The organism is Micromonospora sp. DT229 (genome assembly GCF_049844505.1).
Lineage (GTDB): Bacteria > Actinomycetota > Actinomycetes > Mycobacteriales > Micromonosporaceae > Micromonospora.
This window is the reverse complement of record NZ_JBNCLD010000004.1, coordinates 187799-209900: the sequence shown is the minus strand read 5'-3', so window position 1 is coordinate 209900 and position 22102 is coordinate 187799. Positions and strand designations below refer to the sequence as shown.

General features: G+C 69.8%; 23 protein-coding genes and 2 pseudogenes. 14 read left to right on the top strand and 11 right to left on the bottom strand.

The window, feature by feature from the left end; all coding sequences use genetic code 11:
• A complete protein-coding gene (locus ACLQ2T_RS08395; protein WP_425765415.1) occupies positions 1-897 on the top strand; it encodes a LysR family transcriptional regulator ArgP in 897 nt (298 codons plus the stop codon).
• A gap of 23 nt (positions 898-920) precedes the next feature.
• Here ACLQ2T_RS08395 and ACLQ2T_RS08390 read toward each other — a convergent pair whose 3' ends face one another.
• Positions 921-2669, bottom strand: coding sequence for an acetyl/propionyl/methylcrotonyl-CoA carboxylase subunit alpha (locus ACLQ2T_RS08390; RefSeq protein WP_425765414.1), 1749 nt, complete (start codon positions 2667-2669; stop codon positions 921-923).
• A gap of 183 nt (positions 2670-2852) precedes the next feature.
• Here ACLQ2T_RS08390 and ACLQ2T_RS08385 point away from each other — a divergent pair, with 183 nt between their 5' ends.
• The 3 genes from ACLQ2T_RS08385 to ACLQ2T_RS08375 all read left to right on the top strand — a co-directional run bounded on the left by ACLQ2T_RS08385 (position 2853) and on the right by ACLQ2T_RS08375 (position 5851).
• Positions 2853-3812: an ATP-binding cassette domain-containing protein gene (locus ACLQ2T_RS08385; protein ID WP_425765413.1), complete on the top strand. Its 960-nt coding sequence runs from the start codon at positions 2853-2855 to the stop codon at positions 3810-3812.
• 17 nt (positions 3813-3829) lie between these two features.
• Positions 3830-4585 carry an ABC transporter permease gene (locus ACLQ2T_RS08380; RefSeq protein ID WP_425765412.1) on the top strand — a complete coding sequence of 252 codons (756 nt, stop codon included), beginning with the start codon at positions 3830-3832 and terminating at the stop codon, positions 4583-4585.
• Positions 4586-4660: 75 nt separating this feature from the next.
• A complete protein-coding gene (locus ACLQ2T_RS08375) occupies positions 4661-5851 on the top strand; it encodes an MFS transporter (protein WP_425765411.1) in 1191 nt (396 codons plus the stop codon).
• A 114-nt stretch (positions 5852-5965) separates the two neighbouring features.
• Here the strand turns inward: ACLQ2T_RS08375 and ACLQ2T_RS08370 are convergent, their stop codons facing one another.
• Positions 5966-6292 carry a hypothetical protein gene (locus tag ACLQ2T_RS08370; protein WP_425765410.1) on the bottom strand — a complete coding sequence of 109 codons (327 nt, stop codon included), beginning with the start codon at positions 6290-6292 and terminating at the stop codon, positions 5966-5968.
• On the opposite strand from ACLQ2T_RS08370, the pseudogene ACLQ2T_RS08365 reads away from it, so the two are divergent.
• Both ACLQ2T_RS08365 and ACLQ2T_RS08360 read left to right on the top strand, forming a co-directional pair.
• Positions 6291-6410, top strand: a pseudogene (locus tag ACLQ2T_RS08365) (short-chain dehydrogenase); the annotation flags it as partial. The gene ACLQ2T_RS08370 and the pseudogene ACLQ2T_RS08365 sit on opposite strands and share 2 nt — an antisense overlap.
• Before the next feature lie 62 nt (positions 6411-6472).
• Positions 6473-6868 (top strand): ester cyclase, encoded by a 396-nt coding sequence (locus ACLQ2T_RS08360; RefSeq protein ID WP_425765409.1) that lies wholly within the window; start codon positions 6473-6475, stop codon positions 6866-6868.
• A 42-nt stretch (positions 6869-6910) separates the two neighbouring features.
• Here ACLQ2T_RS08360 and ACLQ2T_RS08355 read toward each other — a convergent pair whose 3' ends face one another.
• The 3 genes from ACLQ2T_RS08355 to ACLQ2T_RS08345 all read right to left on the bottom strand — a co-directional run bounded on the left by ACLQ2T_RS08355 (position 6911) and on the right by ACLQ2T_RS08345 (position 9485).
• Positions 6911-7564 carry an O-methyltransferase gene (locus ACLQ2T_RS08355; protein WP_425765408.1) on the bottom strand — a complete coding sequence of 218 codons (654 nt, stop codon included), beginning with the start codon at positions 7562-7564 and terminating at the stop codon, positions 6911-6913.
• A 9-nt stretch (positions 7565-7573) separates the two neighbouring features.
• On the bottom strand, positions 7574-8230 hold the full coding sequence (locus tag ACLQ2T_RS08350) for a Maf family protein (protein ID WP_425765407.1): 657 nt from the start codon (positions 8228-8230) through the stop codon (positions 7574-7576).
• Positions 8231-8303: 73 nt separating this feature from the next.
• Complete coding sequence (locus tag ACLQ2T_RS08345) at positions 8304-9485, bottom strand: S8 family serine peptidase (protein WP_425765406.1); 1182 nt, start codon at positions 9483-9485, stop codon at positions 8304-8306.
• A gap of 1024 nt (positions 9486-10509) precedes the next feature.
• Between ACLQ2T_RS08345 and ACLQ2T_RS08340 the strand changes: the two genes are divergently transcribed.
• Positions 10510-10680 carry a hypothetical protein gene (locus ACLQ2T_RS08340; RefSeq protein ID WP_425765405.1) on the top strand — a complete coding sequence of 57 codons (171 nt, stop codon included), beginning with the start codon at positions 10510-10512 and terminating at the stop codon, positions 10678-10680.
• 169 nt (positions 10681-10849) lie between these two features.
• On the opposite strand, the gene ACLQ2T_RS08335 is transcribed toward ACLQ2T_RS08340, so the two are convergent.
• Positions 10850-11311, bottom strand: a complete 462-nt coding sequence (locus ACLQ2T_RS08335) for a hypothetical protein (RefSeq protein ID WP_425765404.1) — start codon at positions 11309-11311, stop codon at positions 10850-10852.
• Between the two features lie 123 nt (positions 11312-11434).
• Positions 11435-11647, bottom strand: a complete 213-nt coding sequence (locus ACLQ2T_RS08330; protein WP_425765403.1) for an acyl-CoA carboxylase subunit epsilon — start codon at positions 11645-11647, stop codon at positions 11435-11437.
• Positions 11648-11739: 92 nt separating this feature from the next.
• Here ACLQ2T_RS08330 and ACLQ2T_RS08325 point away from each other — a divergent pair, with 92 nt between their 5' ends.
• Positions 11740-13938, top strand: coding sequence for a protein kinase domain-containing protein (locus tag ACLQ2T_RS08325; protein WP_425765402.1), 2199 nt, complete (start codon positions 11740-11742; stop codon positions 13936-13938).
• Positions 13939-14001: 63 nt separating this feature from the next.
• Entirely contained in the window at positions 14002-14229 is a 228-nt protein-coding gene (locus ACLQ2T_RS08320) for a hypothetical protein (protein WP_425765401.1), read from the top strand.
• Positions 14230-14303: 74 nt separating this feature from the next.
• Here the strand turns inward: ACLQ2T_RS08320 and ACLQ2T_RS08315 are convergent, their stop codons facing one another.
• Positions 14304-15056, bottom strand: coding sequence for a GH25 family lysozyme (locus ACLQ2T_RS08315; RefSeq protein ID WP_425765400.1), 753 nt, complete (start codon positions 15054-15056; stop codon positions 14304-14306).
• 117 nt (positions 15057-15173) lie between these two features.
• Positions 15174-15440, bottom strand: a pseudogene (locus ACLQ2T_RS08310) (Uma2 family endonuclease); the annotation flags it as partial.
• A gap of 41 nt (positions 15441-15481) precedes the next feature.
• Here ACLQ2T_RS08310 and ACLQ2T_RS08305 point away from each other — a divergent pair.
• From ACLQ2T_RS08305 to ACLQ2T_RS08295, 3 genes are all read left to right on the top strand, one after another.
• A complete protein-coding gene (locus ACLQ2T_RS08305; protein ID WP_425765399.1) occupies positions 15482-16225 on the top strand; it encodes a M50 family metallopeptidase in 744 nt (247 codons plus the stop codon).
• Between the two features lie 89 nt (positions 16226-16314).
• Positions 16315-16815 (top strand): SigE family RNA polymerase sigma factor, encoded by a 501-nt coding sequence (locus ACLQ2T_RS08300; protein WP_425765398.1) that lies wholly within the window; start codon positions 16315-16317, stop codon positions 16813-16815.
• Complete coding sequence (locus ACLQ2T_RS08295; protein WP_425765397.1) at positions 16808-17722, top strand: hypothetical protein; 915 nt, start codon at positions 16808-16810, stop codon at positions 17720-17722. The genes ACLQ2T_RS08300 and ACLQ2T_RS08295 overlap by 8 nt, the downstream gene beginning before the upstream one ends.
• A gap of 164 nt (positions 17723-17886) precedes the next feature.
• Here ACLQ2T_RS08295 and ACLQ2T_RS08290 read toward each other — a convergent pair whose 3' ends face one another.
• Positions 17887-19470, bottom strand: coding sequence for an acyl-CoA carboxylase subunit beta (locus ACLQ2T_RS08290; protein ID WP_425765396.1), 1584 nt, complete (start codon positions 19468-19470; stop codon positions 17887-17889).
• A 67-nt stretch (positions 19471-19537) separates the two neighbouring features.
• Between ACLQ2T_RS08290 and ACLQ2T_RS08285 the strand changes: the two genes are divergently transcribed.
• A complete protein-coding gene (locus ACLQ2T_RS08285) occupies positions 19538-20422 on the top strand; it encodes a biotin--[acetyl-CoA-carboxylase] ligase (protein ID WP_425765395.1) in 885 nt (294 codons plus the stop codon).
• Between the two features lie 253 nt (positions 20423-20675).
• The gene (locus ACLQ2T_RS08280; protein WP_425765394.1) at positions 20676-21233 is read left to right on the top strand and encodes a PH domain-containing protein; all 558 of its coding nucleotides are present in this window, start codon (positions 20676-20678) and stop codon (positions 21231-21233) included.
• A 122-nt stretch (positions 21234-21355) separates the two neighbouring features.
• Here the strand turns inward: ACLQ2T_RS08280 and ACLQ2T_RS08275 are convergent, their stop codons facing one another.
• Positions 21356-22072: a GtrA family protein gene (locus tag ACLQ2T_RS08275; protein WP_425765393.1), complete on the bottom strand. Its 717-nt coding sequence runs from the start codon at positions 22070-22072 to the stop codon at positions 21356-21358.
• Between the last annotated feature and the right edge of the window lie 30 nt (positions 22073-22102).

The window sequence follows — 22102 nt, the reverse complement described above, 5'->3', positions numbered from 1 at the left end:
ATGATCGGCCTGGATTCCGCCCAGCTCCGCACCCTGGCCGCCGTGGTCGAGGAGGGCAGCTTCGAGGCGGCGGGTCGGCTGCTGCATGTCACCCCCTCGGCGGTCAGTCAACGGATCAAGGCCCTGGAGGAGGCCGTCGGGCAGGTGCTCGTCCGACGGCAGCGGCCCTGCCAGGCCACCGAGGCCGGGCGTCCCCTGCTGCGCCTGGCCGGGCAGCTCGCGCTGCTGGAACGGGAGGCCCTGGCCGACGCGCGGGGACCCCTCGGTGGCGACCCCGGTCGTACCCGGGTGGCCGTCGTGGTCAACGCCGACTCCCTGGCCACCTGGTTCCCGGCCGCCCTGGCCCGGCTGCCCGCCTCGCCGGAACTCTCCTTCGACCTCCGACAGGACGACCAGGATCACAGCGCCGAACTGCTGCGCGCGGGAGCGGTGATGGCCGCGGTGACCGCCCAACGGGAGGCGGTGCAGGGCTGCCGGGTACGCCCACTCGGCGCGATGCGGTACCGGGCCCTGGCCACCCCGGCGGCGGTACGACGGTGGTTCCCGCAAGGGCTGACCCCTTCGGCCCTGGCCGCCGCACCGGTGGTGGTCTTCGACCGCAAGGACCGCATCCAGTACCGCTTCCTGAAGGCCCTGACCGGTCGCGACCTGGACCCACCGGTGCACTACGTGCCGTCGGTGCCCGCCTTCAGCGCCGCTATCCGCCTCGGGCTGGGGTGGGGGATGGTGCCGGAGCAGATCGCCGACGAGGACCTGGACTCCGCCCGCTGCCTGGACCTGGCCCCGGGCCGGGTGGTGGACATCCCGCTGTACTGGCAGCACTGGCGACTCGACTCACCGGTGCTGACCGCACTCACCGCCGCGGTGTGCGCCGTCGCCGCCGAAACCCTCCGCTGATCCGTACGGCGGAGGGGTGCACCTCAGGAGATGGTGCAGATGGCGGCGCCGGCGGTGATCACCGCGCCCACCTCGGCGGCGAGGCCGCTGACCGTGCCCGCCTTGTGGGCGTGCAACGGCTGCTCCATCTTCATCGCCTCCAGCACCACCACCAGGTCACCCTCGGCGACGGTGTCCCCCTCGGCCACTGCGATCTTGACGATGGTGCCCTGCATGGGGGAGGCAAGCGAGTCGCCACCGACCACCGCGCTGACGGCGGTACCACCACGACGGGTGGGCTTGCGGGCGGCCGGGGCGGCGGAGGCCGAACCGCTGGTGAGGCCTGCGGGCAGGCTGACCTCCAGGCGCTTGCCGCCCACCTCTACCACGACGGTCTCCCGCTCGCCGGGGCCGGCGGTGGGGTCGGCCGCGCCGGTGAACGGCGGCACGGTGTTGTCGAACTCGGTCTCGATCCACCTGGTGTGCACGGTGAACGGCTCGGCGGTGAAGGCGGGATCGCAGACCACCAGACGGTGGAAGGGCAGCGCGGTGGCCATCCCCTCGACCACCATCTCGGAAAGCGCCCGGCGGGCCCGCTCCAACGCCTCGGTCCGGGTCTCCCCGGTGACGATCACCTTGGCCAGCAGCGAGTCGAAGTTGCCGCCGATCACGTCACCGGCCGAGATGCCGGTGTCCACCCGTACGCCGGGGCCGGTGGGCAGCCGCAGAGCGGTGACCGTGCCGGGGGCGGGCAGGAAGTTGCGCCCCGGGTCCTCACCGTTGATCCGGAACTCGATGGAGTGCCCGCGCGGCGCCGGGTCCTCGGTGAAGCGCAGCTTCTCGCCGTCGGCGATGCGGAACTGCTCGCGTACCAGGTCGATGCCGGCGGTCTCCTCGGTGACCGGGTGCTCCACCTGCAACCGGGTGTTGACCTCCAGGAAGGAGATCGTGCCGTCGTTGCCGACCAGGTACTCCACCGTGCCGGCGCCGTGGTAGCCGGCCTCCCGGCAGATGGCCTTGGCGCTGTCGTGGATCTGGGCCCGCTGCTCGGCGGTGAGGAACGGCGCGGGCGCCTCCTCGACCAGCTTCTGGTGCCGGCGCTGCAACGAGCAGTCCCGGGTGCCCACCACGATCACGTTCCCGTGCTGGTCGGCCAGGACCTGCGCCTCGACATGGCGGGGCCGGTCGAGGTACCGCTCCACGAAGCATTCCCCCCGGCCGAAGGCGGCGACCGCCTCCCGGGTGGCCGACTCGAACAGCTGCGGGATCTCCTCCATCGTCCGGGCCACCTTCAGACCCCGCCCGCCACCACCGAAGGCGGCCTTGATGGCCACCGGCAGGCCGTGGTCGACCGCGAAGGCGATCACCTCGTCGGGGCTGGCTACCGGGTCGGGGGTGCCGGGGACCAGGGGCGCACCGGCCCGCTGGGCGATGTGCCGGGCGGTGACCTTGTCACCGAGGTCCCGGATGGCCTGTGGGGTGGGGCCGATCCAGGTCAGACCGGCGTCGATGACCGCCTGGGCGAAGTCGGCGTTCTCGGCGAGGAAGCCGTAGCCGGGGTGCACCGCGTCGGCGCCGGAGCGGGCCGCCACATCGATGATCTTGTCGATGCGCAGGTAGGTCTCCGCGGCGGTGTCACCGCCCAGGGCGTACGCCTCGTCGGCCAGGGTGGCGTGCAGGGCGTCCCGGTCGGAGTCCGCGTACACGGCGACACTGCCCAGGCCGGCGTCCTGGCAGGCGCGGATCACGCGTACCGCGATCTCGCCTCGGTTGGCGATGAGAACCTTGCGCACCTTGGTGGCTCCTCCCGGGGGTTACTGACCGGGAGTTTAGCGACCGAACCGGCAAACCTAACGGGCGCTCATTGTGGGATGGCGCACGGATTGGCCCGATATCGATACGGCGTGGTGTCGTACCGATGTGATCCGCTACCGATGACGATGGTGGCCGACAGCGGCCTCAAGCGGGGAGAAGCGATGATCGAGACCAGAGGGCTGCGCAAGTCGTACCGCAGCCGGGCCGGTCGGGAGACGAAGACCGTCGACGCGGTACGCGGGGTCGACCTGGATGTGGCGGCGGGTGAGATCTTCGGGTTCCTCGGCCCGAACGGCGCCGGCAAGACCACCACCCTGCGGATGCTGGCGACCCTCATCGAGCCGGACGGGGGCCAGGCCACCATCGCCGGTGCCGACCTGCGCAAGGATCCGGGCGAGGTACGCCGCCGCATCGGCTACGTGGCCCAGGGCGGCAGCACCTGGGACGAGTCCACCGGTCGGGAGGAGTTGGTGCTCCAGGCCCGGCTGTACGGCATCTCGAAGGCCGAGGCGCAACGTCGGGCGGTGCGCGCCCTGGAGGCCTTCCAGCTGACCGAGTTCGCCGACCGCAAGTGCAAGACCTACTCCGGTGGACAGCGCCGCCGGGTCGAGATCGCCCTCGGCATCATCCACGAGCCGAAGATCGTCTTCCTGGACGAGCCGACCACCGGCCTGGACCCGCAGAGCCGGGCGCACATGTGGGACGAGATCCGCCGGCTGCGCACCGACGGCATGACGGTCTTCATCACCACCCACTACCTCGACGAGGCCGACGCCCTCTGCGACCGCATCGCGATCATGGATCACGGCGAGGTGGTCGCCGAGGGGACCCCCGCCGGGCTCAAGCGGGAGATCTCCGGCGACGTGGTGCAGCTCGGCCTCGGCCACAACGCCGCCGCCGAGGCGGAGAAGCTCCTCGCCACCGAGGAGTACGTCAGCCGGCTGGAAGCGCTTGAGGAAGGCGGCCTGCGCCTCTTCGTCGACGAGGGCGCGACCGCCATTCCGCGCATCCTGCGCCGGGCCGACAGCGCCGGAATCGAGCTCAGGTCGATCGAACTGCACCGCCCGAGCCTCGACGACGTCTTCCTCACCAAGACCGGCCGCTCGCTGCGCGAGTCCTGACCCGACCAGGAGATCTGATGAAACTCGCCCGCGACACCTGGCTGATCTTCCAGCGTCAACTGAACCTGCTGCTGCGCAACCCGGTGTGGGTGTTCGTCGGCGTCTTCCAGCCGGTGATGTACCTGCTGCTGTTCGCCCCACTGCTCAAGCCGGCCCTGAACGCGCCCACCCAGGCCGAGGCGTACAAGATCTTCGTGCCCGGTCTGCTGGTGCTGCTGGCCATCTTCGGGGGCCTGTTCCAGGGCTTCGGTCTGATCGCCGAGCTGCGGGCCGGGGTGATCGAACGCTCCCGGGTGACCCCGGTGAGCCGACTGGCCCTGCTGCTCGGCCGCTCCCTGCGCGACGTGGTGTCGCTGCTGGTCCAAGCGGTGATCATCACCCTGCTCGCCCTCCTGTTCGAGCTGCGGGTGTTCATCGGCGACCTGCTGCTGGCCTACCTCATGCTCGCCCTGATCGCGCTGATGACCTCGGCGGTCTCCTACGGGGTCGCGCTGAAGGTCAAGAGCGAGGACGCGCTGGCCCCGCTGATGAACACGGTCGCCCAACCGGTGCTGCTGCTCTCCGGCATCCTGCTCCCGCTGGCCTTCGCACCCGGCTGGTTGCAGGGCATCGCCAAGTGGAACCCCTTCTCCTGGGCGGTGGACGGCACCCGGGCCCTGTTCAGCGGGGACATCGGCAACGACAAGGTCTGGCAGGGGCTGACCATCATCGCGGTGCTCGCCGCCGCTGGGGTCTACTGGGCGGCCCGCCAGTTCGCCCGCAGCGTCCGCTGACACCCCGGCTCAGCGGGAGGAGAGTTCGCTCTCAGGGCCGGTCGGGCAGGCGGCAGCCGCTTGTAGCGTGGGCGGGTGCCACGCCTCCGTCACGACCGGATCACCTGGTTGGCGTACGCCCAGCTCGGTCTGTGGGGCTTCTTCCTCTACGGGTTCGGCCCGGTGGTGCCCCTGCTGCGTGACGAGCAGGGCACCAGCGCCGCCGTCGCCGGCCTGCACAGCACCGCCCTGGCGGCCGGTGCGCTGGCCGGCGGCGCACTGTTCGCCCCGGTCGCCCGTCGGTTCGGTCGCAGCCCGACGATCTGGCTCGGGCTGGCCGGGGTGGCCGCCGGGGTGAGCGGGCTGGCCCTGCTCCGCCCGCTACCGGCCACCCTCGCCATCGTCGTGGTGATCGCCACCGGAGGGATGCTGGTGGTCAGCGGCGTGAACGTGCTGCTCACCACCCGGCACGGACCGGCCGCTCCCGCAGCCCTGGCCGAGGCCAACGCCGCCTGCGCCGGCATGGGCATCCTCGCCCCGCTGGTGATCGGATACACCGTGAACGCCGGCTGGGGTTGGCGCCCCGGCCTGTCCGTCGTGGTCGCCCTGATCGCCCTGGTCGCCGTGACAACCCGCACCTCCCGGGTACGCGCACCGCAGATCGCCGTCGTCGAGGCCCGCCGGATGCCGGTGCCGCCTCCGGCCGGTACGCGGCGGCTACCCAGGGCCTACTGGATCGCCTGGGGGCTGATGGCGGTCACCGGTTCGATCGAGGTCTGCCTCTCCCTGTGGACCGCGGACGTGCTGCGGGTACACGCCGCAATGGCGCCCGGTGCCGCCTCGGCGGCGGTGGCCGCGATCGTCGCCGGCATGTTCGTCGGCCGGATCTTCGGCGGCCGGGTGGCCCTCCGGTTCCGCCCGATACCCCTCCTGCTGGCCGCGTTGGGGGTGTCCCTGGTCGGGTTCGGTCTCTTCTGGGTGGCCTCGGTCGGCTGGCTGGCCGTCGTCGGCTTGGTGGTGCTGGGCCTGGGCAACGCCTTGCACTATCCGCTGGCCATCTCCCTGGCCCTGGCCGTCGCCGGAGACGCCACGGATCAGGCGGCGGGCTGGTCGGCGTACTCGATGGGGGTGGGTTTCGGGATCGCGCCGGTCGCCCTCGGGTGGGTGGCCGACGGGGTCGGGACCCACCTGGCGTTTCTGCTGTTGCCCGGCTTCATCGCGCTGGCCGCGCTGCTGGCGGTACGACTCGGCCGGGCCCTGCCGACCCCGGCCTCCGCTGCCGTGTGATTCACCGGCGGTGCAGGGTGCCGACGGCCCGCAGGGCGATGTCGACCGAGCCGTGAAGCTCCTCGCGACTGACCCCGGCTGCGGCGTGCACCGCGTGCCCCTCGCTCAGCGCCATCACGAATCGGGCGAGTGCCCGGACATCCGTGTCGTCCGCCAGATCCCCTCGGCCACGGCCCGGGACAGGCGCTCCTCCAAGGCCGGCTCGGTGGCGGCGCGACCGGCGGCCAGGATCTCGGAAATGCCGGCGTTCTCCGGCGAGCAGGCCAGGCCGCCCTGGATGGAGAGGCAACCAGCCGGGTGGTCGGTGGCGGTCAGGCCGTCGGCGCTTGAGCGCAGAAAGGCCTCGATCGCCGCGTACGCGCTGGGCTGGTCGAGCGCGGCACGGGCGGCGGCCACCTGGGTCTCGTGATAGCGGCCGAAGGCGCGTTGGAACAACTGCATGACCGTCACACTGGTCACCGGAGCCAACAAGGGCATCGGTTTCGAAACCGCCAGGCAGCTTCTCGACCTGGGCCACGTCGTCTACCTCGGCGCCCGCGACCTGGAGCGGGGCAGCTCGGTGTGGACGGTCCGACCGGGACTCTCACCGACGAACACGGCGAACTGGGCTGGTAGGGCGACATGAAGACGCAAGAGGATCTCCGCAACTGGTACCTGCGCTACGTCGCGGCGCTCAACGCCCACGAGTTCGACGGGATGCACGAGTTCATCAACGACCAGGTCCTGCTCAACGGCAGGATGGGCACCCGCGATGATGTGCTCACCGTCCAGCGGCAGGACATCGACGCCGTTCCGGACCTCCACTGGGAGGTCAAGGAACTGCTGTTCGACCGCGACCGCATCGCCGTACGCGCGATCAACACCGGCACTCCGGTCAAGGAGTGGCTAGGTGTCGCCCCGTCCGGCGCCTCCTTCGAAATCGTCGAGTACGCCATCTACGAGGTCAGTAACGGTCGGTTCGCGCAGATGACGGCGTTGCACGACTCTGCCGAACTGCTTCGGCAACTGACCGCCTGAGCAACGAGAACAGGTTCTCTGGCGGATGACCCTCGCCCTGGCTCAATGCACCCGGGCGAGGGTCAGGCCGTCGGCGATCGGCAGCATCACCGCCTCCACCCGTACATCGGCCAGGACCTGGTCGTTGAAGGCGGCGATGGCCCGGTCGTCGGCGTTCTGCGGGGCGATGACCCGGCCGTGCCGGAGCACGTTGTCGACCGCGATCACCCCGCCTGGCCGCATTCGGGGCACCAGCTCCGCCCAGTACACCGGATAGCCGGTCTTGTCGGCGTCGATGAAGGCGAAGTCCAGGTACCGCTCGTTCGGCAGTTCCCGCAGGGTGTCCCCGGCCGGGCCGATCCGCAGGTCGATCCGGTCGGCCACGCCGGCACGGTCCCAGTACCGGCGGGCCACCCTCGTGTACTCCTCGGAGATGTCGAAGCAGGTCAGTTGCCCACCATCGACCAGACCCCGGGCGATCGCCAGCGCGGACAACCCGGTGAAGGTGCCGACCTCCACCGCGTGCCGGGCACCGATGAGCCGGGTCAGGAAGGTCAGGAAGGCGGCCTGCTCGGGGGCCACCTGCATGGAGGCACGCTCCGGCAGCAGGGCCAAGGTCTCCTCGGCCAGGTCACGGATCACCTCGTCGGGCGGGGCGCCGTGCGCCACGAGATACCCGTGCAGTTCGTCGGTGAGCGGAATCGACTTGCGGGTCATGCCCGGACGTTAGCCGAGAGGCTCGATCGACTGGCTGCCCGGCGCGACCTTCGTCCACAGATCGGTGATCCGCAGGTCCAGCTCGGCCAGCAGCCGCCGCAGCAGTGGTAGGGACAGCCCGATCACCGTGCTCGGATCACCCTCGATCCGTTCCACGAACGGCCCGCCCAGCCCGTCGATGGTGAACGCCCCGGCGACCGCGAGCGGCTCACCGGACCTGACATAGGTCGCGATCTCGTGATCATCGATGTCGGCGAAGTGCACCACCGTGGAGGCCACCGCCTCCGCGCGGCGACCCGCCTCGACATCGAGGAGGCAGTGCCCACTGTGCAGCACCCCGCTGCGCCCACGCATCCGCTCCCACCGGGCGGTAGCGTCGGCAGAATCAGCCGGTTTGCCCAGGATCTGCCCGTCGAAGGCGAGCACCGAGTCGCAGCCCAGCACGAGGGTGCGCTGGTCAGCGGCGGGCCGCAACCGGGCCAGCACCGCCTGCGCCTTCAATCCGGCCAACTCCAGGCAGAGATCCTCCGCCCGTTCCGTCACGACAACTGACTCGTCGACCCCGCTGACCAGCACGTCCGGCTCGATGCCGGCGGCTTGCAGGGTCTTACGGCGGGCCGGACTCGCCGAGGCGAGCACCAATCGGATCGGCATGACATCAGGCATCCCGCCGACGTTACCGGTTGCCAACCCGATCATGCCGTCGCCTCCACCCCCGGTCGCCGTGTCGCGTAGGCGGTCAGCGACTGATCCGCGGCGGGGGATCATCGGACCTGCGGCGGTGGCGAGCGAACAAAGCCCAGACCCCACCCGCCGCCAGCAGCACCCCCAACGTGACCCACCCCCGCACGGTCGCCGAACCGTCACCCCCGCCCTCGGCCCGCGGCCCATCCGCCGCCGCCGTGGTCGGGCCAGCCGCATCCGGCGAGGTCGCAGGCACCGACTCAAAACCCCTCGGCGGTACGTCTGCCGTCAGCGCCGCCACCAGATCGATGACCCCGTAGCCGTACTGGTCGTCCCGCCCCGGCGGCCCCTTGTCGATCGCAGTGGCAGTCAGCCGGTGCGCCACCTCATCCGCAGGCAGATAGGGATACTTGGCCCGCACCAACGCCGCCGCCCCCGCCACAATCGCCGTAGCGTCCGAAGTGCCTCTACTGCGACTGTACTTCCCATCAATACTTGTGCTGTGTATCTCCTCGGCAGGAGCTACAACGTCTATTTCAGGACCGGTCACAGATATGGGTGCTTGGCTTCCCAGCCGATCTATCCCGCCTACGGCTATCACGCCGGGATAAGCGGCAGGGAAGGCTACTGGGACTTCCTGCGGCCTGTTGCCGGCCCCTGCAACAACAACTATATCCGCGCGAAGGGCAGAGGCAATGGCCTGTTGTAGCTTAATATTTGGCCCCGCCGCTATGGAGATGCTGATTACCTTCGCGCCCTGATTGACTGCGTAATCAATCCCGCGGGCTAGGTCATCGGTGCTTACCTGGTGGCTGTCGAGACTGACCCGTATGGGCACAACCTTCGCCTTTGGGGCGATTCCGAGGGCTCCTTTAGTGGACCCTCTCCCATGTGCAACGATCAGGCCTGCAAGGATGGTTCCGTGGCCGTCGCTGTCTCGCCTTCCGTCCCTGTTGCCTTCTGGCGTGATATCGATTCCCGGAAGTAAGTTTTTTATCAAGTCAGGGTGTGGGTCGATTCCCGTGTCCGGCACTGCGACTATGACACCTTCGCCTTGGCTGATCTCATGTGCTTTGGAGGCGCCGAGGTACGTCAGATGCCATTGGTCATTTCGGATTAGATCCGCACCGTCTGCAGATGTTCCTTCTGCCCAGCCTGCACCTGCTGTGGAAGGAGTCAAGATGGCGGCGATTAAGGCAATTTTACCGGCACGAGCCAGGTGTGACTTGATGCTCATCTATTTGAGTCCGATTGTGGGTCCAGGGTCGATTGGGCCGTCATCATCGGTTGGTCTAACAACTGGAGGGACCCCTTGGTCTACTTGCCAGGGCTGATCTGGGTCCCACTTTTCCATCCCGTCGGTATTACGGCCTTGGCTATCGACGCCTCGCGTGCCCGCCATTCCCTGTGAACCGAACCAGCCGGTCGCTGGCGTGCCGCTGAGGGAAGAGTTGGTACTCGGAATTCCTCGGCCTCCTCGAGGCCGCGAACCTGCCGCACCAGTGGGGGCAGTGCCAGCCGCACCGCCTCCAATTACTCCCCCGACTGGATTGACGCGTCGAGTCTGTGCGGCGCCTGCGGCGGACGGGCTAGCCATCATTCCGGGAATCCCGCCAATTATTCCATTATTGGCTGCGGGTCGAGGCGCAGCCGGTGCGCGGGATCCGGAAGTTGGTTGACTGATGGGTGCGGGCCTTATTTGTCCTGCTCCGAGGCGCCCTATCTGGTGGTCGAGGCGGGGTGGTGGTTCAGGTTGGACGCTCGGGCTGGTGGGGGGAGGAGGCGTGGTCGGGACTGTCTTGCTGGTTGGCTCTGGAATTAGCGGTGTGGTGGAGCCAGGTCTGGCTTCACCGAGAACTGGTCCGATTCCTGGAGCCTTGGGGGTGGGAGTTCGCTCGCCTTGAGGCTTTCTGCCCGATCTTGTCCGAGCCGTGGGCGTAGGAGCAGGAACGATTGGTGGAATGATTGGGATTTGCCCGGCGCCAGTGCCGTAAAAATTCGGTTCGTTTTGGTTGATGCCTCGGCCCACGGAGGGTGGGGGAGGGGGCTGGCGGAGCATTGCTTGGGCTTGTTGGAGTTCGCTGCTGAGGCCGTACATGATGCCGCGCGCTCGGATGTTGAGGCGTTCAAGGTCCGCGTCGGTCACCGGAGACTCGCTGGCTCGGCTTCCGGCGGCGGCCTTGGGGTCGGCGGCGATCTCTTCCCAGGTCCGCTTCTGTCGAAGCTTGCCCGCGTACTCCTCGTAGATCTTGCTCAACTCGGTGCGGGTGCTGGTGATGGCCTGGGTGGCGGCCGACAGTGCGGTCTGGTTGGCGGCGGCGGCGTCGTGGGTGCGTTGCACCTGGTCGATCAGGTTGTCCAGTTCGGTGACGTACGCCCGGGCGGCGGCGTTGGTCTCCGGCGGCCAGGCGCGGGCCAGACCCTCGCGGTAGGCCTTGAGTCTGGTGAGGTGCTGGCCGGCCAGGTCGCAGACCTTGCGCCAGCCGGCGACGTGTCGCCAGTGTTGTTCGGTCTGGTGGTCCTGCACGCAGGCCCACATGTCGGCGACGTTCATCAGGTACCAGTCGGTGAGGCCGCCGCTGCGGCCGACGCCCACGTCTCTCATGGCAGCACCACCGGTCCCGGCTGGTCGGGGCCGGTGGGGTCGGCGAATGACGGCGACGGCATCGGTGCGGTGGTGGTCATGCCGGGGCTGGCCAGGGCGCGTTGGATGTCGGCGACCCGGGCTGCGGAGAAGGCGTCGGCGTCGCCGTAACGCAGCGCCACCTGCTGGGCGGCTTCCGCCAGGTGGCCGGTGGTGTGACCGACGCCCCAGACCGCGTTGGTGGCGGCCTGCTGGGTCTCCCAGTGGGCGCGCATGAACTGCACCAGCTCGATGAACGCGTCAGCGGGGTTGGACACCTGGGTAAGCATGTCGTTGGCGATGTACCGCAGATGCGGGGTGTAGTTGCTCTCCACCTCGGCACGGAGCCGGTCGGCGAACTCCCGCATCTGGCGAATGTCCGCCTCGATGGTGCGGTAACCACCCAACCAGGACGCAGGTCGGTCCTCTTCAGGGATCACGTTCCCTCCCAACCGTCACGGCCCGATTCCCCTGAGTGAGGTTAATGGGTGCAGGCCGCCCTCGGCAGCCCCGTACCGGGCCGGTCGCGCCCCGGTTGAAGGCCGGAGAAACGGGCCGGAGGGTCAGCGGGGCAGGCCGGACACGCGCCAGGCGCCGGGGCCGGGCAGGTGCCCGTTGCTTGCCGGTCGGGCGCTGCGGGCCCAGGTGGAGGTCGGTGCCGGGGTGGGCCCGACGGCGGGCCGGGGGCGGGCGACGATCACACCCACCAGCGCGGCCAGTTCTTCGGCGGTCGGTATGCCGCGCACAATGCGCAACAGCGGCTCTTCCCCAGACATGCCACTCAGCGTACGCGGCCCGAAGTTGACCTTGGTCGCAGAATGGCGTGCCGACGGTGTAGGTGTGAGCGCTGCCGGGTACCGTCTCAGCGATGTCAGACGCTTCCGCCTCCCAGCTCGTCGCCGACCGGTACCGGCTCATCTCGCCGCTCGGTCAGGGCGGCATGGGTCGGGTGTGGAAGGCGCGCGACGAGGTGCTGCACCGCGATGTCGCCATCAAGGAACTCGTACCGCCGCCGGGTCTGACCAACGACGAGCGCCGCGAGATGCGGGAGCGCTCGCTGCGCGAGGCGCGGGCCATCGCCCGGCTCAACAACGTCAACGTGGTACGCATCTTCGACGTGCTCCGCACCGACGGTGACCCGTGGATCGTGATGGAGTACGTCGCGTCGCGTTCGTTGCAGGACACTCTCGCCGAGGACGGGCCGGTGTCATCGGCCCAGGCGGTGGAGATCGGGCTGGGGGTGCTGAACGCCCTGAAGGCCGCGCACCGGGCCGGCATCATGCACCGCGACGTCAAGCCCGGCAACGTGCTGCTCGGCACGGACGGTCGGGTGGTGTTGACCGACTTCGGGCTGGCCACCATCCCGGGTGATCCGAACGTCACCCGTACCGGCATGGTGCTCGGATCGCCGGCCTACATCGCCCCGGAACGGGCCCGCGACGGCACCGCCGGGCCGGAGGCCGACCTGTGGTCGCTGGGCGCCACTCTCTACGCCGCCGTGGAGGGAAAGTCCCCGTTCGCCCGGCCCTCGGCGATCGCCACCCTTGCCGCGCTGGCCACCGAGCCGGTGCCGCACTCGCGTAACGCCGGCCCACTCAAGTCCGTGCTCAACGGCTTGCTCCGCAAGGACCCCCAGGAGCGCATCACCGCCGACTCCGCCGAGCGCATGCTGCGTAAGGCCAGCGGCCGGCGGGCGCGGACCATCTCACTGCTCGATGGCGTACGCCGGCCGGGGCCGAACGGTCCGCGGGAGCCCCGCCCACCGTTGGTGCCGGCACCCCGACCGTCCGGGGAACAGCCGTCCGCCCCGGTCAGCCCACCTGCCCCGCGTACGCCGCCGGCCGCCGCCGGATCGACGAGCGCGGACGCCGGGGCGTCGACGAAGGGCGTCCCCGCCGACGCCGCAGCGACGGCCAGAATGGACGCTGGCGACACCGGTTCCGACCGGGGGGAGTCGACGAGTTCGGACGCCGCACCCACCGCTCTGGTCGCCTCCGGTCCGGGCAGCTCAGCCCGGGTGGAGGGGCACGATTCGGCTGCGGGCGAGGAGGTCGTCGAGCCGACGGGCTCGCAGGCCACTGAGGGTTCGGGGTCCGGGGCGGAGACTTCCGTCGAGGCGGGATCGACGGACCAGGTGGACGCCGGTGGTGCGACGACGCCCCCCGACTTGGGACAGTCCGACGACGACAGTGCGGCGGCAGCGGGCTCAGCTGCCGAACCCACCCGCCGGGTGACCTCCGGAACGGCGGGGGACGCCACCCGGGTCGTATCGCAGGGGACCGCGCAGTTGCCCTCGGCTCCGGTGGGCTCGGAACCGGCCCGCGGCGCTGTCTTCACCTCGGGCTTCCTGCGTTCGGAGCGCAACCGGCGTGGGCTGCTCGTCGGCGCTCTGGTAGCGCTGCTGGTGGTCGGTCTGGTGGTGGCGGTGCCGCTGCTGACCGGCGACGACGGCGATGACGATCGCACTCCGCAGGGCTCGACCGGCAGCCCCACAGCCTCGGCCCCGGCGAGCAGTGAACCGGCTGCACCGCCGCCCACCAGCGACACCCCGGCCACCAGTGCCGCCCCGCCCAGCCCTTCGGTCTCGCCCAGCACGGCAGCGCCGACCAGCGGCGGGCTGCCGGCCGGCTGGACGATGCGCAACGACCCGGTCGGCTTCAAGGTGCCCGTGCCGGAGGGTTGGCGGCGTAGCTCCGGCAGTACCTGGGTGAAGTATCGGGACCCCAACGGCGTCAGCGAGTTGACCATCGACCGCACGGATCGCCCAGGACGGGACGCGGCCGCCACCTGGCGAGAGCTTGAGCCGGGTCGGAGGAACGTCAGGGGCGTGCAGAATTACCGGCTGATCGACATCTGGTCGTTCGACTGCAAGTGGCGGACCTGCGGCGACTGGGACTGGTACCAGACCCGCAACGGGGTTGAGATCCGGGTGCGTAACCGAGGCTTCGTCACCGCCGGCAACCGGGGTTTCGCCCTGCGCTGGGAAGTGCCGAACAGCGAGTGGGAAGCGCAGCTGCCGAACTTCGAGACCGCCTTCCGGGAGTTCGTACCCGACCGTCAGGACTGAGTGACAGGCATGACCCTTCGTCGATCGGGGTATCTGATCTCCGACGACGGAAGGGAGGCCGAGATGGCTTACCGAGGAAGGGACACCCGATCCCGGCTGGCACTGTGGACCCTCGCGGTGCTCGGCAGCGTCGTACTGCTGGTCGCCGCCGCCGGAGTCGCGATGCTGATGAGCCTGATGCTGCTGGCCGGGGCCGCGCTCACCGGCTGGCACCTGACCCGCCGAGGTAGCGTCACCCGCAGTGGTGGCATGACCGTGCCGGTCGTACTGGCCTCGCGACGCCGGGCCTGAGCCCACGACGACGAGCGCCACCGACGGCGGGCCGGAGTCCGCGACAGGACGCGGCCCGCCGCCGGTGGCGTACGTCAGGTGTTGTTGGCCAGGGCGATCAGCCGGCTGCGGTCGCCGTTCCAGTAGTTGCGGTCCACGGCCCCGCTGATACCGGCTACCCGGCCGGAGTCGGTGTACTGCCAGAAGCTCCAGAAGGGAGCGCCGGCGGGCAGGGCACCCACGGAGGACGACCAGCGGGCGATCCAGAGCGGGTGGTTGTTCCAGGGGCCACTCCAGCTACCGGTGCACTGGTTCCAGAAGCTGGTGGTGGTGTAGATGACCGCGTAGCGGCCGGTGCGGGAGCGGTAGGTGTTCAGGAAGTCCTGCACCCAGTTGCGCATCGCGGTGGTGCTCAGGCCGTAGCAGTAGCCGCCGCTGTACGGGTTCGCCTCCAGGTCCAGGGCGGCAGGCAGGGTACGGCTGTCGGCCGACCAGGCGCCGCCGTTGGAGGCCAGGTAGTTGGCCTGGACCGCGCCGGAGGAGACGTTGGGCAGGGCGAAGTGGTACGCCCCCCGGATCACCCCCGCGTTGTACGCGTTGACGTAGTTGGTGTTGAAGTTCGGGTCCTTGTAGCTCGTACCCTCGGTGGCCTTGATGAAGGCGAACTGGATGCCGGCGTTGCGGACGCTGGTCCAGTTGATGCTGCCCTGGTACCGCGAGACGTCGATGCCGGGCACGGTGGCCGCCGCAGCGGGGGTCGCGGTGGCGACGAGCCCGGCGGCGGCGGTGGCGAGCATGGTGAGTGCGGCGGCGGTCAGCCGACGCAGCGAAGACCTGACCTGACCCATGGCGTCCTCCTGAGACGACGGTCAATAGACAGTCATCTTTGGATGGAGCTGCCCGGTCGAGCAATAGGGGCAAAGATAATTTTCGATGTCCGGCTTGTGGCGTCAGCCTACCTGGTGTCAGCGCAGGGCGGCTGGATCGATCTGCCACCGGAACGGCTCGGCGAGAGTCAGAGTCTCCCCGGCCTTGGCCACCCGGTCCTCGACGTAGTGCCCGCCGTCGAGCCGGTACAGCCGCAGCGAATGGGTGTCACCGTCCTGCTCTACCAACAGGTACCAGGGAATCTGGGCGATCGCGTAGAGCTGCATCTTGAGCATCCGGTCGGCGGCCGCGTTGCCCGGCGAGACGATTTCGCCGACGAGCGCTACGGGATACGGGCGGTTGGCCCGGCAGTGACGCCGGAACGCGGCCGGTAGGCTCGCGCCCCATGGTGTCGATCGAGGGCATGACGGAGTTCTGGGACCGCCTGGTCGGCGCGCAGCCCGACCCGCCCCCGCTGCTGGTGCTGCTCACCGGTGTGGCCGCGCTGCTGGTGGTCAGCACCCGGCTGCCCTGGCGGATCGCCCGCAACGCGATCACCATCGCGCACGAGGGCGGTCACGCCCTGGCCGCGCTGCTCACCGGACGCAAACTGCGCGGCATCCGATTGCACTCGGACACCTCGGGACTGACCCTCTCCGCCGGTCGCCCCACCGGCCCGGGGATGGTGCTTACCCTGCTCGCCGGCTACCTGGCACCGCCGCTGGTCGGCCTGGGCGGGGCATGGCTGCTGGCCGGGAACCGGATCACCCTGCTGCTCTGGCTGGCGGTGCTCCTTCTGCTGGCCATGCTGGTCATGATCCGCAATCTGTTCGGGGTGCTGTCGCTGCTGGTCACCGGCGGGGTGGTGCTCGCCGTCTCGTGGTACGCCAGCCCGCAGGTGCAGGCCGCCTTCGCCTGGACGAGTGTGTGGTTCCTGCTGCTCGGCGGGGTACGACCGGTGATCGAGCTGCAACGGCTGCGTACCCGACGAGGGATGCCCGCCTCCGACGCCGACCAACTAGCCGGCATCACCGGCCTTCCGGCCTTCTTCTGGGTCGTCCTCTTCGGCCTGGCCAACTCTGCCGTGCTGATCGTCGGCGGTCTGATGCTGGCCGGTCCGCTGCTCACCGAAGCCGGCATCACCTGGTGACCTGAGCCTCCGGCCTCGATCGTCTAGGGCCTGGCGGCAACCGCCTGACCCCCTGGTGCGTGTTGTCTACGACCCGCAGGAGGTGGCAGGTGCCGGACGTCGACGGGTTCGACGAGTTCTACCGGGGCAGTCGACAACGGCTGCTCGGCTTCGTCTACGTGCTCACCGGTGACCTGGGCGAAGCCCAGGACGCCGTGCAGGAGGCGTACGTGCGGGCGTGGCAACGCTGGTCCACGGTGGGGCGTTACGACGACCCCGAGGCCTGGGTGCGGGTGGTGGCCAGCCGGCTGGCGGTGAGCCGGTGGCGCAGTCTGCGCAGTCGGGCCCGGGCCTACCTGCGACACGGCGCGGTGGAGAGTGTCCCCGCACCCGGTACGGAGACCGTCGAGGTGGTCGCCGCCCTGCGTCGCCTGCCCGAGGAGCAGCGGGTGGCGATCGCGTTGTACTACCTGGTCGGCCTGCCGGTCGCCGAGGTCGCGCGGCAGACCTCAGTTCCGGTCGGCACGGTCAAGGCCCGCCTGTCCCGGGGGCGTACCGCGCTCGCCGGGCTGCTCGCCGTCACCGACCTGGAGGAGGCACCCGGTGCGTGACGAGATGATGTTCGTCGAGCGGCTCCACAACGAGCTGCGGGACGTCCGCTGGCCGGAACCGGCCGTACTGCGTGAACGGGCCCGCCGTCGGCGGCGCCGAGCCATGCTGGGCGCGGCGACCGCAGTGGTGCTCCTGGCGGCCGGACCCGCGATCGCGGGGGTGCGCCGGACCGCGCCTCAGTCGACCGCGCCTCAGCCGACCGCGCCTCAGCCGACCGCGTCTCAGCCGACCGCGCCTCAGTCGGCCGCCTCGCAGCCGCAGACCTCGCTGCCGGCGTACGCCGAGATTCCTCACGAGGCGCTGGTGCAGCCGGAGGACCTGACGACGAAGACGGACCCTCCACTGAGCCAGGCGGGCTTCAGCGAGCCGGTGCGGGTCGACGAGTTGCTGCTGGCCTGCCTCACCGAACAGGGGCAGGCCGAAGCCTGGGAGGTGTCCCGGTACTCACGGTCGCAGACCCTGCTACGGGCGAGCGCGGATGGTGCCCGTCGGCCCGCTGACGTGGTGCTCAATCAGGCCGTCTACCGGCTGGCCGCGGAGACCGCCGCCGGTTTCCTCCAGCGGCTCGACGTGCTGATCGCGCCGTGCGCCAGCTGGCGGGTGACGGGCGAGGTGATGTGGGAGGACCGGATCGCGCGGGCCGAGGTGGAGCACCGCTGGGAGGTGACCGACCGGGCCCTCGCCGGTGACGAGGCGATGCTGATCCGACACGTCGTCGTGACGGCTCGCAACCTGGACACCGGAGAGAACCGGGGACCGACCAGCCCCGACACGAGGGCCGTCGTACGCGTCGGCGACCTGGTCACGGTGCTGACCCTGGGCCGCGACGCCACCGACTCGGAACTACGCCGCGTCGCCACCATCGCCGCCACCCGCCTCTGCCCCGCCGCCACCCCCCCTTGCTAACCCCCACCCACCCCCGCCCCCGCGCCCCGCGCCCCGCCCTCGCACCCGCCCCGCCCCGCCCCGGCCCGGCCCGGCGATCTTGCACTTTCTGTCGGGGCGTAACGGGATGAAAGGTGCAGAATGGCGACACAAAGTGCAAGATCGCGGGAGGCGCTGACCGCCGGTCAGAGTGGGATGTTGCCGTGCTTCTTCGGCGGCAGGGTCTCCCGCTTGGTACGCAGCACCCGCAGTCCCCGGATGATCTGAGTACGGGTCTGGTGCGGCGCGATCACCGCGTCGACGTACCCGCGTTCGGCGGCGACGTACGGGTTGGCCAGGGTGTCCTCGTACTCGGCGATCTTCTCGGCGCGAACGGCGGCCGGGTCCTCGGCGGCGGCCAACTCCTGGCGGTAGAGGATGTTCACCGCCCCCTGGGCGCCCATCACCGCGATCTGGGCGGTCGGCCAGGCGAAGTTGAGATCGGCCCCCAGGTGCTTGGAGCCCATCACGTCGTACGCCCCGCCGTACGCCTTGCGGGTGATCACGGTGACCTTCGGCACGGTGGCCTCGGCGTACGCGTAGATGAGCTTGGCGCCGCGGCGGATGATGCCGTCCCACTCCTGGCCGGTGCCGGGCAGGAAGCCGGGCACGTCCACGAAGGTCAGCACCGGGATGTTGAAGGCGTCGCAGGTACGCACGAAGCGGGCCGCCTTCTCGCTGGCCGCGATGTCCAGGGTGCCGGCGAAATGCATCGGCTGGTTGGCCACCACACCGACCGGTCGACCCTCCACCCGGCCGAAGCCGACCACGATGTTCTGCGCAAAGAGCGGCTGGACCTCCACGAACTCACCGTCGTCGAGCACATGCTCGATCACCCGGTGCATGTCGTACGGCTGGTTGGCCGAGTCGGGGATCAGGGTGTCCAGTTCCCGGTCGGCGTCGGTGACGCTCAGCTCCGCCTCGACCGGGAAGACCGGCGGCTCGTCGAGATTGTTCGACGGCAGGTGGGACAGCAGGGCCTTGACGTAGTCGATCGCGTCCTCCTCGTCGGTGGCGAGGTAGTGCGCGTTGCCGCTGCGGCTGTTGTGGGTGCGGGCCCCACCCAGCTCCTCCATGCCGACGTCCTCACCGGTGACCGTCTTGATGACGTCGGGACCGGTGATGAACATGTGCGAGGTCTGGTCGACCATCACGGTGAAGTCGGTGACCGCTGGGGAGTAGACCGCACCACCCGCGCACGGGCCCATGATCAGCGAGATCTGCGGGATTACTCCGCTGGCCCGTACGTTGCGGAAGAAGATCTCGCCGTAGAGGCCGAGGGAGACGACACCCTCCTGGATGCGGGCCCCACCGGAGTCGTTGATGCCGATGACCGGGCAGCCGATCTTCATGGCGAGGTCCATCACCTTGACGATCTTCTCGCCGAAGACCTCGCCCAGGGAGCCGCCGAAGACCGTGAAGTCCTGGGCGAACACGCAGACCTGCCGGCCGTCGACGGTGCCGTAGCCGGTGATCACCCCGTCGCCGTAGGGTCGGGTGCGGTCCAGGCCGAAGTTGGTGGACCGGTGCCGGGCGAACTCGTCCAGCTCGACGAAGGAGCCCTCGTCGAGTAGGAGTTCGATCCGCTCACGGGCGGTCTTCTTACCCCTGGCGTGTTGCTTCTCCACCGCTCGGGCCGACCCGGCGTGCACCGCCTCGTCGACCCGTCGGGCCAGGTCCGCCAGCTTGCCGGCGGTGCTGTGCAGATTGCTCCCGGTCTCGGTAGTCACCCTGGGAATATAACGATGGTTCAGGTCAGCGGCGTGCGGCAGGAGGGGTAGTCCGTACGCTGGTGGGATGCCGGGCTCGCCGTACATCGATCTGGATCGTCCGCCCCTGTCGGCGGCGCGGCTGCGCCGGGCGTTGGTCACGCCGTACGGCCCATGGGCGCGCTTGGAACTGCACACCGAGACCGGCTCGACGAACGCCGATGTCGCCGAGGCGGCCCGGCGCGGCGAGCCGGAGGGGCTGGTCGTGGTCGCCGAGCAGCAGACCGCCGGGCGAGGGCGGCGCGGACGGACCTGGCAGTCGCCGCCTCGGGCCGGCATCGCGACGAGTGTGCTGCTGCGGCCCGGGGAGGCCGTGCCGGACCGTGGCTGGCGGCCCGCACCACCGGCGGGGTACGGCTGGCTGCCGTTGCTGGCCGGAGTGGCGCTGGTGGAGGCGGTCGGTCGGCTGGCCGAGCTGGAGGCCGGCCTGAAGTGGCCCAATGATCTGCTGGTCGACGAAGCCAAGTGCGCCGGCATCCTCGCCGAGGCGGTGCCCGGTCCGACCCTGGGTGACCCGCCTGCGGTCGTGCTCGGCATCGGGCTGAATGTCACCCTGCGGGCCGATGAGCTGCCGGAGAATCCGACCGGCCTGCCGGCCACCTCGCTGCAACTGGCCGGCGCGGCGGCCACCGACCGGGACCCACTGCTGCGGGCCCTGCTGCGTTCGCTGGCCGACTGGTACGCCCGCTGGCGGGACGCCGACGGCGACGCGGGCGCCAGCGGCCTGCGCGAGGCGTACCTGAAGGTGTGCGCCACGGTCGGCCGCGAGGTCCGCGCCGTCCTCCCGGACGGCACCACCCTCACCGGCACCGCCACCACCATCACCGGCGAAGGCCACCTCCTCCTCACCACCCCCCACCCCACCCCCACCACCCACTCCCTCCCCGCCGCCGACCTCCTCCACCTCCGCTAAACCCCCACCCCACCCCACCCCACCCCGCCCTGCGCGCCGCCCCCACCCCCGCCCCTGCGCGCCGCCCCCGCCCCCGCCCCTGCGCGTCGATCTTGCAGTTTTGGTCGGGATGAATGGGGAGTAACGGGGCGAAAGGGCGACCGAAAGTGCAAGATCGCGGGGAAAGGGGTGGGGAGGGTGGCCGCGTGGTGGATGTGGGGGAGGGGGCGTGGGGGGTTAACGTCTGCGCGTCCGGTTCTGCGAGGAGGTATCCGTGGCGTTCCCCGAAGACGTGCTCACCGAGGACGAGCACGTCGTGCTGCATCTGCGTCCGCACTGGAAGGCCCTGATCCGGCCGGTGGCGGTGCTGGTGCTCGCCATCGCCGCGGTGGTGGTCGGTTTGATCTTTCTACCCTCCGGCGGAGGTGGATCCGTCACTCTCGCCGTGATCGGCGGGCTGGCGGTGCTGGCCGTACTGGTGCTGGGACTGTGGCCGTACATCGTCTGGCGCACCACGCACTATCTGTTCACCAATGAGCGGGTGGTGCTCCAGCACGGGGTGTTCTCCCGGGAGCGGCGGGACATTCCGCTCAGCCGGGTCAACGACCACTCGATGAACCAGCAGTTCGTCGGGCGTCTGCTGGGCTACGGCACCCTCACCATCGAATCGGCCGGTGAGCGGGGCCAGTCGGTGCTGCCCGATGTGCCGAAGGTCGACCGGGTCCAGACCAAGCTCTACGAGTTGGTCGAGGCGTTCCACGACAAGCACTCGTTGGGCGACGGGGAGTTGCGTGAGATCCTCGCCGAACGTGACAACCGTCCCGGCCTCTGAACCCGACCGGGGTAGGCGAGTAGCGCGCGGCCCGGCCCTGGGCCGCATGACACCGGCCCAGGGTGTCTCATGACATGAAGAACGCCCGCCGGTATCGGCGGGCGTTCTGCGTTGGTACGGGATCAGCGACGCCGAAAGCGGCGGTGGGCCGGGGCCGGCGCCAGTTCGGTGGCCAGTTCGGCCTCCAGCTCCTTGTCCAGCGCGGCGGTGAGCTCGTCCTCGCTGCTCAGGGCGGCGGCGCGAGGCTGAAGCGGCCGAGGCGTGAGGCCGGAAGGCCGCCGGGCCGGTGGTTCCTCTTCCTCCAGCTCGGTGACGGACTCGGCGAGTTCGGCCACCGGATCCATCCCGGCCATGGTGTCCCACTCGTCGCGCGGCAGACCCTGCCAGGCCTGCTTCGGCTCGGCGGGCGCGGACTGGAACACGAAGGTGCGGTACGACCAGAAGCGGAACAGGGTCGCCAACACCACACCACCGGTCTTGGCGACATTCAGCGCCAGCAGGCTCGTCATGCCCAGCCCGTACTTGGCGGCGGCCAGGACCCCGAGTTCGATCAGCAGGCCCACCCCGTTGAAAAGGAAGAACAGGGCGTATTCCCGCTGCATGGCGGATTTCGGGCGATCTCGGTACGTCCAGTGCCGATTCATCAGATACGACGTGATGGTCGCCACCACTGTGGCGACCACTGTCGCTTTCAGCTGACCATCGACGAAAACGGTGAGTGCCAGGGCGTTGAACACCGCGTAATTGATTGCGGTGTTGACGCCACCGACCAGGCCGAATTTGAGCGCCTCATGGATGAACTTCTGCCAGCGCTCAGGCAGCAGACGGACAAGAGGCATGCGTAACACCTTAGGGCAGTGGGCTGGGGC

What these genes read in the sequence shown, in the direction of transcription:
- ACLQ2T_RS08380 (WP_425765412.1), top strand. Translation starts at nt 3,830, where the DNA reads ATGAAACTCGCCCGCGACACCTGGCTGATCTTCCAGCGTCAACTGAAC.
- ACLQ2T_RS08395 (WP_425765415.1), top strand. Translation starts at nt 1, where the DNA reads ATGATCGGCCTGGATTCCGCCCAGCTCCGCACCCTGGCCGCCGTGGTC.
- ACLQ2T_RS08385 (WP_425765413.1), top strand. Translation starts at nt 2,853, where the DNA reads ATGATCGAGACCAGAGGGCTGCGCAAGTCGTACCGCAGCCGGGCCGGT.
- ACLQ2T_RS08370 (WP_425765410.1), bottom strand. Translation starts at nt 6,292, where the DNA reads ATGCAGTTGTTCCAACGCGCCTTCGGCCGCTATCACGAGACCCAGGTG.
- ACLQ2T_RS08320 (WP_425765401.1), top strand. Translation starts at nt 14,002, where the DNA reads ATGGCTTACCGAGGAAGGGACACCCGATCCCGGCTGGCACTGTGGACC.
- ACLQ2T_RS08285 (WP_425765395.1), top strand. Translation starts at nt 19,538, where the DNA reads ATGCCGGGCTCGCCGTACATCGATCTGGATCGTCCGCCCCTGTCGGCG.
- ACLQ2T_RS08325 (WP_425765402.1), top strand. Translation starts at nt 11,740, where the DNA reads ATGTCAGACGCTTCCGCCTCCCAGCTCGTCGCCGACCGGTACCGGCTC.
- ACLQ2T_RS08315 (WP_425765400.1), bottom strand. Translation starts at nt 15,056, where the DNA reads ATGGGTCAGGTCAGGTCTTCGCTGCGTCGGCTGACCGCCGCCGCACTC.
- ACLQ2T_RS08275 (WP_425765393.1), bottom strand. Translation starts at nt 22,072, where the DNA reads ATGCCTCTTGTCCGTCTGCTGCCTGAGCGCTGGCAGAAGTTCATCCAT.
- ACLQ2T_RS08345 (WP_425765406.1), bottom strand. Translation starts at nt 9,485, where the DNA reads ATGAGCATCAAGTCACACCTGGCTCGTGCCGGTAAAATTGCCTTAATC.
- ACLQ2T_RS08360 (WP_425765409.1), top strand. Translation starts at nt 6,473, where the DNA reads ATGAAGACGCAAGAGGATCTCCGCAACTGGTACCTGCGCTACGTCGCG.
- ACLQ2T_RS08330 (WP_425765403.1), bottom strand. Translation starts at nt 11,647, where the DNA reads ATGTCTGGGGAAGAGCCGCTGTTGCGCATTGTGCGCGGCATACCGACC.
- ACLQ2T_RS08355 (WP_425765408.1), bottom strand. Translation starts at nt 7,564, where the DNA reads ATGACCCGCAAGTCGATTCCGCTCACCGACGAACTGCACGGGTATCTC.
- ACLQ2T_RS08350 (WP_425765407.1), bottom strand. Translation starts at nt 8,230, where the DNA reads ATGCCTGATGTCATGCCGATCCGATTGGTGCTCGCCTCGGCGAGTCCG.
- ACLQ2T_RS08305 (WP_425765399.1), top strand. Translation starts at nt 15,482, where the DNA reads ATGGTGTCGATCGAGGGCATGACGGAGTTCTGGGACCGCCTGGTCGGC.